At 69.6% G+C, this 12,492-nt stretch carries 9 protein-coding genes and 2 pseudogenes; 8 read left to right on the top strand and 3 right to left on the bottom strand.

The annotated features are described in order from the left end of the window. Nucleotides 1-755: 755 nt before the first annotated feature. The 7 genes and pseudogenes from ACIA73_RS37425 to xdhC form a co-directional block, all read left to right on the top strand. Nucleotides 756-1,028 (top strand): annotated as a pseudogene (locus ACIA73_RS37425) (HNH endonuclease); the annotation flags it as partial. 454 nt (nucleotides 1,029-1,482) lie between these two features. After that, entirely contained in the window at nucleotides 1,483-2,025 is a 543-nt protein-coding gene (locus ACIA73_RS37420) for an AAA family ATPase (protein ID WP_399443440.1), read from the top strand. Nucleotides 2,026-2,853: 828 nt separating this feature from the next. Continuing rightward, on the top strand, nucleotides 2,854-3,306 hold the full coding sequence (locus ACIA73_RS37415; RefSeq protein WP_399443436.1) for a phosphotransferase: 453 nt from the start codon (nucleotides 2,854-2,856) through the stop codon (nucleotides 3,304-3,306). Then, nucleotides 3,307-3,600 carry a hypothetical protein gene (locus tag ACIA73_RS37410; RefSeq protein ID WP_399443435.1) on the top strand — a complete coding sequence of 98 codons (294 nt, stop codon included), beginning with the start codon at nucleotides 3,307-3,309 and terminating at the stop codon, nucleotides 3,598-3,600. 514 nt (nucleotides 3,601-4,114) lie between these two features. Further along, a complete protein-coding gene (locus ACIA73_RS37405; RefSeq protein WP_399443434.1) occupies nucleotides 4,115-5,581 on the top strand; it encodes a xanthine dehydrogenase small subunit in 1,467 nt (488 codons plus the stop codon). Then, complete coding sequence (gene xdhB / locus ACIA73_RS37400) at nucleotides 5,578-7,965, top strand: xanthine dehydrogenase molybdopterin binding subunit (RefSeq protein ID WP_399443433.1); 2,388 nt, start codon at nucleotides 5,578-5,580, stop codon at nucleotides 7,963-7,965. Before ACIA73_RS37405 ends, xdhB begins: the two co-directional genes overlap by 4 nt. A 1-nt stretch (nucleotide 7,966) precedes the next feature. Further along, on the top strand, nucleotides 7,967-8,776 hold the full coding sequence (gene xdhC / locus ACIA73_RS37395) for a xanthine dehydrogenase accessory protein XdhC (RefSeq protein WP_399443439.1): 810 nt from the start codon (nucleotides 7,967-7,969) through the stop codon (nucleotides 8,774-8,776). A gap of 269 nt (nucleotides 8,777-9,045) precedes the next feature. On the opposite strand, the gene ACIA73_RS37390 is transcribed toward xdhC, so the two are convergent. Both ACIA73_RS37390 and ACIA73_RS37385 read right to left on the bottom strand, forming a co-directional pair. Beyond that, on the bottom strand, nucleotides 9,046-9,423 hold the full coding sequence (locus ACIA73_RS37390) for a MerR family transcriptional regulator (RefSeq protein ID WP_399443432.1): 378 nt from the start codon (nucleotides 9,421-9,423) through the stop codon (nucleotides 9,046-9,048). A 23-nt stretch (nucleotides 9,424-9,446) separates the two neighbouring features. Beyond that, entirely contained in the window at nucleotides 9,447-10,466 is a 1,020-nt protein-coding gene (locus ACIA73_RS37385) for an MDR family NADP-dependent oxidoreductase (protein ID WP_399443431.1), read from the bottom strand. Nucleotides 10,467-10,692: 226 nt separating this feature from the next. Here ACIA73_RS37385 and ACIA73_RS37380 point away from each other — a divergent pair. Continuing rightward, nucleotides 10,693-11,082 (top strand): annotated as a pseudogene (locus tag ACIA73_RS37380) (alcohol dehydrogenase catalytic domain-containing protein); the annotation flags it as partial. 243 nt (nucleotides 11,083-11,325) lie between these two features. Here the strand turns inward: ACIA73_RS37380 and ACIA73_RS37375 are convergent. Next, nucleotides 11,326-12,246 carry a hypothetical protein gene (locus ACIA73_RS37375; RefSeq protein ID WP_399443430.1) on the bottom strand — a complete coding sequence of 307 codons (921 nt, stop codon included), beginning with the start codon at nucleotides 12,244-12,246 and terminating at the stop codon, nucleotides 11,326-11,328. Nucleotides 12,247-12,492 lie beyond the last annotated feature (246 nt).

Here is a 12,492-nt window from a genome sequence, read left to right as displayed (position 1 = left end):
AAATGTACGGCCGGGCCAACTTCGACCTCCTGCGACGCCGCATCCTCCTCTCACCGTGATCCACCAGTCGGCACCCCCAAATCAGCGCCAGAGCCCGCAAGCTATGCCAGAACCCGTCCTCATGAACGAGGCCGGGCGCACCATGTGGTTGGTTCCCGTGGTTGGTGGGGCGCACCCCCGTGGTTAGTAGGGTGCGCCCGTGGTTGGTAGGGCGTGGTGGGCGGGTTGAGGTACCAACCATGGGTGTCGTCGTACTTGTGCGGTGGCCGTCTCTGGCGGGCGGCATCGGTTGCTCCGGCGGTCATTTCGCGCGGCCGCCCCACCTTGCTAGTGGCCGCCGGTCGCTGCCCCGGCCATCGGCCATCCATTTCTTGGGGCGCTGGCCGGTCGGTCGTCGGTGGGCAGTGACCGTTGGCCGGTGGACAGTGAATGGTGGTGGGCGGTCACTGCCCTGGCCACCCGGCCATTCATTCCTTGAGGCGCTGGCCGGTCAGCCGTCGGCGCCTCTGCCGGTCGGCCACCCGCGCCGGTGCATGGGCCATCTCTCCCCACCTCTCCCTCGCACCGGCAGGCACGACGGCCGCCTTGTTGAACGCCCTGGTCCCGTTCTTTTGTGCATCCGTGGTGGCCTCCGTGGTGGAGAGGGCATCCCGACCCGGGGGTACCAACCGTGGCGCTGAACAGGGGAATCGCGATGGTTCCGGGACTGTGGTTGGTAGCTGGTCGTTGGCGAATCAGTTGGTAGCGGCGGGTTGCAGGCATACGCCAACGACCTCGGCGCCGAACACAGGTTGGTAGCGGTCACCGCGAAGACCAACCGCAGCAAGGCAGACCAGGACCCGGCCCAATGGCTCCCACCGCTCGCCGAAGTGCGGTGCACGTACATCGCCGGCTGGGTATCGACCAAGCTGCGGTGGGGACTGACCGCTGACCGTGCAGAGCAGGAGGCACTGCTCGGCCTCGCGGAGGGCTGCGGGTACGCCGAAGTCGAGTTCGAACCCGCACCGGAAGCCACCACCGGACAGTAGAACGACGTTGTCGGGGAAAGGCTGTACGGCACTGCGGCCTGTCACGGCGGCCGGTCTCCGCCTCTGGCTGTCCGGTGTGCCCCTCTTCACAGCCTGACGCGGGGCGGTCCCGGAACATCCTGGTACGGGGTGCTGTTCTGTTAGGTGTGGCAGCGGAGGGGACAGAGTCCCCGGGCCCTACCCATAGCCCATGGGGAAGATCGTTCGGCTGAAGCCCCATGGAGCCTTTCGCCGCGAGGCGACCGCCCTCCGCCTGCCACGCTTTACCGCCCCGGCTGGCCTCCCCGACCAGCCAGGGGCACTTTTTGTTCCTCGCCGCACGACATTTCAGGAGCTGGTCCGGGCGCGGCACGGCTTGCACAGCGAGTTGGTCCGGGAGGCATGCGCTGGCGTTTTGTTCCCAGTTCCGGACACCCGGTCTTGGAACAGCCATTGTCGATATCGTGCCGTTGTGATGGTGGGAACCGACGAGACGCGATTGATTGTTGTGCGCGGGAACAGCGCGTCAGGGAAATCATCGATCGCCGCTGGTCTGCGTGAGCAGTTCGGCCGGAACCTTGCGCTGGTCGGCCAGGACAACCTGCGCCGCATCGTGTTGCGCGAGCGAGACCGGCCCGGCGCAGCCAACATCGGCCTGATCGACATGACCGCTCGCTACGCGCTGGACGCCGGTTTCCACACGGTCGTCGAGGGGATTCTGTACGCCGACCGGTACGCGGCGATGTTGGAAGCCCTCGTGCGCGATCATCGCGGCATCTCCCGGTGCTACTACCTGGACGTGTCGCTGCAGGAGACGCTGGTGCGTCACGCGTCGAAACCCGACCTTGAGTACCTGACCCAGGTCACCGACGAGCACCTGCGCGCCTGGTATCGGGAGCGAGACCTGCTGCCCAGCGGTGTCGAGACCGTCATCGACGCCAGCAGTGGCCTGGACAACACGGTGAAGTACATCCTGCGTGAAACGGGCCTGGACGAGGTGCCAGCCGTCGACCGCTGACAGGAGCAGGGTCCTTCTCTACCTCAAGGAAGCCCCTAAGGAAAAGGCCCCGTCCGAGATCGGCCCGGACGGGGCGAACTGCAGTGCTAGCTGTGGTGCCACTCGCCGTGCATGGGCCCGGGGGTGAGCTTCGGGGCGCACGTGGGGCAGCCGTAGAGGGCCGTTCCGGGGCCGCTCGCGCTCTCGATCCACCGGATCGGTACGGGGGCGTTGGTGAGAGCCTGTGTCTAAACCCCGGTCGGATCAGCGAACGTCGTCTGGTGCGTGCGATCGCAAGGCGCTGGAAGGTCCTCGTAGCGGAGCTACTAGGGCATTTCGGCAACGCCGCGAGCGTGCGTGCCAGGCGGCGGGCGCCCGGCCGGGGTTTAGACACAGGCTCTGAGCCGGTGGCACGCGATGCAGAGTGCCGGGGTGGGTTCGGGGAGGGTTCCGTTGAGCCAGTCGCGTGTCATGCCGACACCGCCCCGGCGCCAGCGAATGCAGACCGGGGGAACGGTGCTCCCGGGAACGAGTAGGGGTAGTCACGCCCCATGGCGGCTTCGGCGAGTGCGGTACGCCGTTCCCGCTGTACCTGAGTGAGGGGCATGGTCGTCTCGGCTTGCTGCCGGAAGTAGGCGGCGGCTTCCTCTTTGGTGGGTCCGGTCCACGGTCGAGCCCACGGGCCTACCGGGGTGGGCTTCCGGGGCGGGCGGGTGGGTGAGGTAGGCGGCACTGTGCTTGCCGGGCTTGCGGGTCCTCGGGGCGAGGAGGGACAGCACGCGCGCGCCCGGGTGGGCCTGCGCCGCTCCGCCCCCCGCGCTGCCCCCGGATCCTGGCCCGTCGCCCGACGTGCTGTACTCGGCGCTGCGCCGCTCGCTGGAGCTGGCCGCCGAGGGCCCGCAGACGCTGCTGCACGGGGACGTGCACATCGGCAACACCTACCGCACCGCCGACGGGCGCTTGGGCTTCGTCGACTGGCAGGTGCTGATGCGCGGCAACTGGGCGTGCGACGTGGCATACCTGATCACCTCGGGGCTGTCCGTCGAGGACCGGCGCGAGACGGAGCGGGATCTGCTCGCCCTGTACCTGGAGCACCTGGCGAAGGCGGGCGGCGCCGCCCCCGATCCCGGGGCGGCGTGGCTCGCGTACCGCAGGCAGACCCTCTACCCGCTGTACATCTGGCTCACGACGCGCGGCCGCAGCCTGATCCAACCGCGCTACCAGCCCGACGCCGTGTGCGACGCGATCATCGGCCGCACGGAGGCCGCGGTGCGCGATCTGGATGCGGTGGGGGCGGGCTGAGTGGCGCGCCGGACAGTCGCGGCCATCGCGTCCACGCTCTCCGGCTTCGCCGTCTCCACGCCCCGACGGCTGTACCGTCCAACCCTGTTGGTGACCAAGGCGGGGCTCGGCGGCGCGGCCGTCGCGATGTTCCCGCCGGGGATGGACGGCATGGTCCCGTTGCGGGCGCGCCCGTCGTGCCCGGCGGGGGCGATGGCTCTGTACACGGTGCTGCCGCTGTGCGTGGCGCTGTTCGCCACTGCGGCGATACGTACGCTGCGACGCGCCGCCGTCGGGGTCCCGGCGGCCGGATGAACGTACACACAGCTGGGGAGTTCTCGCTCCTCCAGTCAGAGCTTCCGCCTAAGTGCCTGTGCGTTTCCACAGGTTCCTTGACCCGTCTGCCTGCGGCGACTTAATTTCGAACAGTCCCACCCAGCCACAGTCCCGCCCGGCCACGGTTTCACCCGTGAACTGAGCTGGACCCGTGAGCTGCCGCGCCGAAAGGAGGCAATGCCAGATGTCGATCGTCATCTCCGACCTGCAGCGCCTCGCCCGGCGCACCGCCTGGGCTCCGGGGCGTGTGGCCCACGGCTGCTGAGGCGGCCCCGTCGCCGGTGCGACCCGTTCAGGGGCCCGGCTTCCTCGTCTGAATCACCCCCACCGACTGCGGCACAGCACACGCCTCCCCGCGTACCGACCGGTGTTCCCGGATCCCGAGCCCTACCGTCGAAGGCTGTACCTCAGCAGGCTGCACCGCCGAAGAGAAAGCTCCCGAAATCCCCGCTACGGCGACCACTTCGACTGCGCCCAAAAAAGAGGTTTTGCCATGGTAAGCGCGCGAATCACGGTCAATGGGAAGGAAACCCCCATTGCCCCGGACACACCCCACACCACCGTGCTCGACTTCCTGCGCGAGCGCGGCCTGACCGGCACCAAGGAGGGCTGCGCCGAGGGTGAATGCGGTGCCTGTTCCGTCTTGGTGGCCCGGCCCGGTGTCAACAAGCCCACCGACTGGGTGGCGGTCAACGCCTGCCTGGTTCCGGCCGCGGCGCTCGACGGCCAGGAGGTCGTCACCGCGGAGGGCCTTGCCACGCCCGGTGCCGACGGCACGCCCGCCGTCCTGCATCCGGTGCAGGAGGAGATGGCGGTGCGCGGCGGTTCGCAGTGCGGTTACTGCACGCCCGGCTTCATCTGCAGCATGGCGTCGGAGTACTACCGGCCCGACCGCTGCGCGCACGGCGAGGCGGAAACGGACGCGGCCGACGCCGAGCACGGCCCCAATGGCTTCGACCTGCACGCGCTGAGCGGCAACCTGTGCCGGTGCACGGGCTACCGCCCCATCCGCGACGCCGCGTACGCGGTCGGCGAGCCCGCCGAGGACGACCCTCTCGCCCGGCGCCGCGAGCAGTCTCCGCCGGAGTCGGTGGCGACCTCGTACACCCGGGGCGACAGCACCTTCCTGCGCCCCGCGACGCTGGATGAGGCCGTACGGGTTCTGCGCGAGCGCCCCGAAGCGGTCCTGGTCGCCGGGAGCACCGACTACGGCGTCGAGGTCAACATCCGTTCCCGGCGCGACAGTTGCGTCGTCGCCATCGACCGGCTGCCCGAACTGCGGGAGCTGCGCATCGAGTCGGAGTACCTGGAGATCGGGGCTGCGGTCACGCTCACCGAGATCGAGCGCCGGCTCGACGGGACCGTGCCGCTGCTGGCGGAGCTGTTCCCGCAGTTCGCCTCGCGCCTCATCCGTAACAGCGCCACCCTGGGCGGCAACCTCGGTACCGGGTCCCCGATCGGCGACAGCCCGCCGGTGCTGCTCGCGCTGGACGCCTCGCTGGTGCTCGCGGGTGCGGACGGCGAGCGTGTGGTCCCCCTCGCGGAGTACTTCACCGGTTACCGCCAGAGCGTGCGCCGCCCCGACGAGCTGATCCGTGCGGTGCGCATTCCGACGCCGTTGTCGCAGGTCACGGCCTTCCACAAGATCGCCAAGCGGCGCTTCGACGACATCTCCAGTGTCGCCGTCGCCTTCGCGGTGGACATCGAGGGCGGCATCGTCCGCAGGGCCCGCATCGGCCTGGGCGGCGTCGCCGCGACCCCGATCCGTTCCCTGGCCACCGAGACAGCGCTGGAAGGCAGGCCCTGGTCGCAGGAGACGGTGGATACGGCCGCTCGCGTCCTGCGCGGCGAGGGCACGCCGATGAGCGACCACCGGGCCAGCTCGCTCTACCGTTCCGCGATGCTCGGCACGAGCCTGAAGAAGCTGTACGCACAGACCACCGAGGCGGTTTCGTCATGAGCCAGCTGTCCGAACGCCCCGAAAAGCCGGTCGTCGGCGTCTCGATGCCGCACGAGAGCTCGTACCAGCACGTCACCGGCAGCGCGCTCTACACCGACGACCTCGTGTACCGCACGAAGGACGTCCTGCACGCCTACCCGGTGCAGGTGATGAAGGCCCACGGCCGCATCACCGCCCTACGCACCGGGCCGGCGCTCGCCGTGCCCGGTGTGGTCCGCGTCCTGACCGGCGCGGACGTACCCGGTGAGAACGACGCCGGGATGAAGCACGACGAGCCGCTCTTCCCCGACGAGGTCATGTTCTACGGCCACGCTGTCGCGTGGGTGCTGGGCGAGACGCTGGAGGCGGCCCGCCTGGGCGCTGCGGCGGTGGAGGTCGAGCTGGAGGAGCAGCCCGCGATCGTCACCGTGGAGGAGGCCATCGCGGCGGAGAGCTTCCACGGTGCGCGGCCGCTGATGGAGACCGGTGACGTCGATGCCGGGTTCGCGGAGTCGGCACATGTGTTCAGCGGCGAGTTCTCCTTCGCCGGGCAGGAGCACTTCTATCTGGAGACGCACGCGGCGCTGTCCATGGTCGACGAGGGCGGTCAGCTGTTCATCCAGTCCAGCACCCAGCACCCCTCCGAGACGCAGGAGATCGTCTCGCACGTGCTCGGCGTCCCGGCGCACGAGATCACCGTGCAGTGCCTGCGGATGGGCGGCGGCTTCGGCGGCAAGGAGATGCAGCCGCACGGGTTCGCGGCCATCGCCGCGCTCGGCGCGAAGCTCACGGGCCGCCCGGTCCGCTTCCGCCTCAACCGCACCCAGGACCTCACCATGTCCGGCAAGCGGCACGGCTTCCACTCCTCCTGGAAGATCGGCTTCGACGCCCAGGGCCGCATCCAGGCCCTCGACGCCACACTGACCGCCGACGGCGGCTGGAGCCTGGACCTGTCCGAGCCGGTGCTGGCCCGCGCGCTGTGCCACATCGACAACACGTACTGGATCCCCAACGCGCGGGTCGCGGGCCGCATCGCGAAGACCAACACGGTCTCCAACACAGCCTTCCGCGGCTTCGGCGGCCCCCAGGGCATGCTCGTCATCGAGGACATCCTCGGCCGGGTCGCCCCTCAACTCGACCTGGATCCAATCGAGTTGCGCGAGCGCAACTTCTACCGGCCGGGCCAGGGCCAGACCACGCCGTACGGCCAGCTCGTCACCCAGGCCGAGCGGATCTCCGCGGTCTGGGAGCAGGTCAAGGAGAACGGCCGCCTCGCCGACCGCAGGCGCGAGATCGCCGCGTTCAACGCCGCGCACCCGCACACCAAGCGGGCGCTCGCGCTGACCGCCATCAAGTTCGGCATCTCCTTCAACCTCACCGCCTTCAACCAGGGCGGCGCGCTGGTGCTGATCTACAAGGACGGCTCCGTGCTGATCAACCACGGCGGCACCGAGATGGGCCAGGGCCTGCACACCAAGATGATGCAGGTGGCGGCCACCACGCTCGGCATCCCGCTGCACAAGGTGCGGCTCGCCCCAACCCGTACGGACAAGGTCCCCAACACCTCCGCCACCGCCGCCAGCGCGGGCGCGGACCTCAACGGCGGGGCGATCAAGAACGCCTGCGAGCAGCTCCGCGACCGCCTGCGCCAGGTGGCCGGAACGCAGCTCGGCGGCAATGCCTCGGACGTACGCATCGTGGAGGGCGTCGCCCGGGTCCTGGGCAGCGACAAGGAGCTCGCCTGGGACGACCTGGTGCGCACCGCGTACTTCCAGCGGGTCCAGCTCTCGGCTTCTGGGTTCTACCGGACCGAGGGGCTGCACTGGGACGCGAAAAGTTTCCGGGGCACGCCGTTCAAGTACTTCTCCAACGGGGCCGCCGCGACCGAGGTCGAGGTGGACGGCTTCACCGGGGCGTACAGGATCCGCCGGGTCGACATCGTGCACGACGTCGGCGACAGCCTCTCTCCGCTGATCGACATCGGTCAGGTCGAAGGCGGCTTCGTGCAGGGCGCGGGCTGGCTGACGCTGGAGGACCTGCGCTGGGACACCAGCGAGGGGCCGCACCGGGGCCGTCTCCAGACGCAGGCGGCGAGCACGTACAAGCTGCCGAGCTTCTCGGAGATGCCGGAGGAGTTCCACGTCACGCTGATGGAGAACGCCACCGAGGAAGGTGCGGTGTACGGCTCCAAGGCCGTCGGCGAGCCGCCTCTGATGCTGGCTTTCTCGGTACGGGAGGCGCTGCGGCAGGCGGCTGCGGCGTTCGGCCCCGCCGGGGTGAGCGTCGAACTGGCGTCCCCGGCGACGCCGGAGGCGGTGTACTGGGCGATCGAGTCGGTACGGGAGGCCTCCTCCGACGGCGCCGAGGGCTCGCCCGTCGGCACAACCGCGTTCAGCAATGCCTGACATGACCTGGGTGGCCGCGGTCGCGCGGTTGCGGGAGCGCCGGGAGACCGGCGTCCTCGTGACCGTCGTGACCGTACGCGGCCACGCCCCCCGCAAGGCCGGTGCCAAGCTCGTGGTGGGGCGCACGGAGACCTGGGGTTCCATCGGCGGCGGCAACATCGAGGCCGTCGCGATCGACCGGGCCCGCGAACTGATCGGGGCGCGGGGGGCGGAGCCGGAGCTGATGGATTTCGCCCTCAACGACAAGGCGTCGGGGCCGCACGGGGTGCAGTGCTGTGGCGGGGCGGTCACGGTGCTCCTGGAACCGCTTCCGGTGGTTCCGGCGGTGGCGGTGTTCGGGGTGGGGCACGTGGGGATGGAGCTGGCCCTCATCCTGGCGCGCCACGAGCTCGACCTCCATCTCATCGACACACGGCCCGAGATGGTCTGCGAGGACCGGCTCTCCGTCCTCTCGGACGCGGTGGCGCAGGTGCACGTGCACCACGTACCGCTGCTCCCGGAGGAGGTGCTCGCGGAGCTGGCGCCGGGCACGCACGTGCTGATCATGACGCACGACCACGCGGAGGACGCGGCCCTGTGCGACGCGGCGCTGCGCACGCCGGGGCTGGGGTCGATCGGGCTGATCGGCTCGTCCGCGAAATGGGCTCGCTTCCGTAAGCGGCTGGCGGAGGAGGGTGGCCACGACGACACCACGATCGACCGGATCAAGACGCCGATCGGGCTGCCGGACATCACGGGCAAGGAACCGGCCACCATCGCGGTGAGTGTGGCGGCGTCCCTGCTGCTGGCCTTCCAGGCGGACCGGGGCTGAGCGGTATCCGGCACCCGGCGCCAGAGCTGAATCAACGTCCCATTCTGTGACGGGTGTTGCTGGTAGGAGCAGCCCGAGCCCGATGAGGTCGAGCGGGCGGGTGAACGGGGCTGGTTGGAGAGGTGGCGGAGGCCGGCGGGCCCGGACCGTATTGCGGCTGATGACCAGGCGGCGTCGATCTGGTCCTGGGCCTGGCGGCGCTGCAGGATGATGCGTGGATTGGTCAAATCGTGGATCTCGGCGCCCCGAAGGCAGTATGAGGAGGGCCTTCAGGAGAAGCCGAAGCGGTCGGCCATCCGGGACGTCAGTTTCTCGCGGAGACATGTCAGCCGCTCGATGCGTTCGTCGAGTTCCGCGAGCCGCCGCATGCCTACCTCCCCGATCTCGCACTGCTCCGCTTCACCTTCAGGTTCATGACCGTCGGCGGAGAGCGCCCGCTCCAGCACGTGTGCGAAGCTTCTGACGTCCGCGATTGTGAGGCCCGCCTCCAGCAGTTCGCGCACGGTTCGCAGCCGCCGGATGTCCTGGGACCCGTACTCCCGGTGACCGGACGGCGCGCGCCCGGGCGTGAGCAGGCCCTGCTGCTCGTAGTAGCGCAGCGCCCTCGGTGTGAGGCCCGCCGCCGCTGCCGCATCGCCGATCCGCATACACAGCCTTCCTGGATCCGAGGTCAGAGCTCGACCAGAACAGCACCGATGTGCCGGCCTTCGAGAAGCTCGCAGAGTGCCTGTGGGGCCCGGTCGATGCCCTGCAGGCGTGCGTGCGGGACGGTCAGGGTGCCGTCCCGGAGCCCTCGGCCGAACTCATCCTGCCACTGCGGGAGTGCGTCCAGATGGTCGGCTCCCGCGATCCCTCTCAGGGTGATCCCCCGCGAGACCAGGTCGAATGTGTCGATCTCGGTGAAGGTTCCGGCTCCCTCCGCTACCTGCGCCGACAGGCCTCCCACCAGGGCGATCCTCGCCTCCCTGCGGGCCAGCGCCACCGAGGCGCGGAGCTGCTCGCCGCCCACGTTGTCGAAGACCGCGTCGAGACCGTCCGGCGCTGCTTCGCGCAGTTGCTCCTCTATGGTGCCTTCGCCTTCCGTGCGCAATACGACGGCGTCGTAACCCAGCTCCTTCATCAGGTACGCGCCCTTGCGCCGCGTACTCGTACTGCCGATGAGCCGCCCTGCGCCGCGCAGTCGGGCGAACTGGCCCGCCAGCGAGCCGACACCGCCCGCCGCCCCGCTCACGAATACCGTGTCTCCCGGCCGTACGTGAGCCGCGCGCACCACTCCGAGCCAGGCGGTGAACCCCTGGGAGAGATACGCGGCCGGGTCGGGCAGCACGTCCAGGTCCAGGAGTTGTACGTCCTCCGGGGGCAGGGCTGCGTACTCGCGCCAGCCCAATCGGTGTTCGACGAGGTCGCCAGGGTGCAGGCCGGAGCCAGGTGGCGCGGTGACCACCTCGGCGACGGCCGGGCCCCACAGGACCGCGCCCGGCACGTATCCGGGCATCGGCAGCTCGACGTCGCCCCGCATGAGAGTGCGCATCACGGCGGTGACGCTCATGAGACGGTTGCGTACGAGTAGTTGGCCAGGGGCGGGGGTGGGGACCGGTACCTCGACCACCTCGAAGTGAGCGGGGGTGAGGGGCCCTTGAGGGTAGACGGCCAGGCGTGCTTCGCGATGGGTGGCGCTGCTGTGACTCATGCTGCGCACGGTAGAACGTGACGTGCACGTCACGTGCAAGCGGCGCAGTGCGGGGGACACGGAGAACGGCCGGGGCAGCCTCTCGGCATTTCACTAGCCGCGCCGAACGGACCTGGCTGCGCGAGACTCTCAGGGAGGAACCGCCCGTGTTCGACATCGGATACACCGACAGCGATCCGCACGCGCCCGCCGCTTCCACGAGCTGACTGCCCACGGAGGTACTCCCATGCTTGCTTCCTGGTACGACGACCAGGGCCCCGCTGCCGATGTCCTGCACGTCGGCGAACTCCCTGATCCCGTTCCCGGCCCCGGCGAGGTCCGCGTCCGAGTCCGCGTCACCGTCTCGGGCGTCAACCCCGGCGACGCCAAGAAGCGGCGCGGCTGGCTCGGCTCGTCCATGCCCTGCCCGAGAGTGATCCCGCACAGTGGCGCCGCCGGAGTCATCGACGCCGTGGGCGCGGACGCCCGCCGCGTCGGACAACGGGTCTGGGTGTACGGCGCCCAATCCTACCGCCCCTTCGGCATGGCTGCCCAGTACACCGTCGTACCCGACCACCAAGCCACCCCCCTGCCCGACCACCTCGGTGACGAGTTGTGCGCGAGCCTCGGCAGGCCGGTTGGCTGCCTCCTGACCGCGAACCGTCCGCCACGGCCGAGGTGCTGCCAGACAAGGCCGAAGGCCCGCTTACCAGGCGGGACCGGGAATGGTCCGTCACCATCCACTCCTTGATGGAACGCGGGCTCGGACTCGCCGACATCATGCGGGAACTGCGCCTGAACAGGCACACGGTCCGCAAGTTCATGCGCGCGTCCAGTGTCGATGAGATCCGCATTGACGGCCCGTCCGGCCGAACGGCTATCAGGGCTCGCCGCGCAGGGCGCGCCCGCGGTCGTGCAGCACCAGCAGGATGGTCATCACCATGATCGCTCCCAGGACGATCCCGGCCTCGCTGGTCAGCGCGTGTGCCAGCGGGTACTCAGGAGAGGGCTGCGCGTCGACGCGAGTGGCGGACAAGCTGTTGTAGGTGGCTTGGGAGAAGAGCGTTCCCGAGGAGATCCATGCCGCCGCCATGGGGGGCAGGAACCTCCGTGACCCGCGGCGGGTGGTCAGCACAAGCAGGCCCCACGCTCCCGCGAGGGCCCACACGCCGGTGCTGAATGACAGGAGGTGCCACCACACATCGCGTTCATCGAGCAGGGCCGGGTCGATGCCGAGGGCGCCGCCCGTCGCCCAGTACACCTTGGTGACGCCGAGAAGGATGCTGCCGGCAGCGACCAGCCCAGCGAGGCTGATCTGCAGCTGCCGGGTGTTTCCCGCTCGCTCCGCATAGTCGGTCGGACCGCCAAGCGCCTCCGGCCACCGCGCCTTGGCGTACCCCGCCAGACCGAGCGGCAGACCGATGCCGATACCGACCAGGGAGACCATGACGAGTATCTGTTCGTAGGCCCAGATGTCGGCGGCGCCGGCCTCCTTGTCCCGGGCCATGGCGGCTGGGCCGAGCACCGGTGCCAGGAAGACCATGGGAACGAGCAGGCCGGTGCCCACCCATACGGGCAGGGCCACCAGCGATGCGGGCAGCCGCTCACCCCACGGCCTGCAGAACGCCATCGCCAGCAAGATGACCACCGCGGCGAGTGCCGCGGTTGCCGCGTTGATCGTGCGCCAACCGGCTTCGCCCATCTGCTCGGTCGGAAGGAAGAGACCGAAGGTCCAGACGATCTTGATCAGCAGGTACGGAGTGACCGCGATGGCGACACCGTAACCGCTGATGCGACGCATTTTCAGCAATGGTGACGTGGTCGGCCCCGCGGCCAGAGCTTGGCCGCTCGGGCCGGGGCGCACTGCATCGGTATTCATGAAGTCCAGCCTCCCGACGATGCGGCCGGATCGGATCCTCCCGCCGAACCATTCCACTCCCCCTCACGGGGGAGGCACGCGCGTAGGGCCAATGCCGTTGCATTACGGTCTGGCCGGTCTCGGTCGGTGGGTGAGAACGGCCTGGCCGGGGGTGTTGGTGGGTTGTGG

It is taken from the genome of Streptomyces sp. NPDC051561 (genome assembly GCF_044454195.1).
In the GTDB taxonomy this organism is placed as follows: Bacteria; Actinomycetota; Actinomycetes; order Streptomycetales; family Streptomycetaceae; genus Streptomyces.
The sequence above is the reverse complement of the archived record's forward strand: the minus strand, read 5'-3'. Positions and strand labels throughout refer to the sequence as shown.

Coding starts and splice junctions, on each gene's coding strand:
- ACIA73_RS37420 (WP_399443440.1), top strand. CDS start 1,483: ATGGTGGGAACCGACGAGACGCGATTGATTGTTGTGCGCGGGAACAGC.
- ACIA73_RS37405 (WP_399443434.1), top strand. CDS start 4,115: ATGGTAAGCGCGCGAATCACGGTCAATGGGAAGGAAACCCCCATTGCC.
- xdhB (WP_399443433.1), top strand. CDS start 5,578: ATGAGCCAGCTGTCCGAACGCCCCGAAAAGCCGGTCGTCGGCGTCTCG.
- xdhC (WP_399443439.1), top strand. CDS start 7,967: ATGACCTGGGTGGCCGCGGTCGCGCGGTTGCGGGAGCGCCGGGAGACC.
- ACIA73_RS37390 (WP_399443432.1), bottom strand. CDS start 9,423: ATGCGGATCGGCGATGCGGCAGCGGCGGCGGGCCTCACACCGAGGGCG.
- ACIA73_RS37385 (WP_399443431.1), bottom strand. CDS start 10,466: ATGAGTCACAGCAGCGCCACCCATCGCGAAGCACGCCTGGCCGTCTAC.
- ACIA73_RS37375 (WP_399443430.1), bottom strand. CDS start 12,246: ATGCGTCGCATCAGCGGTTACGGTGTCGCCATCGCGGTCACTCCGTAC.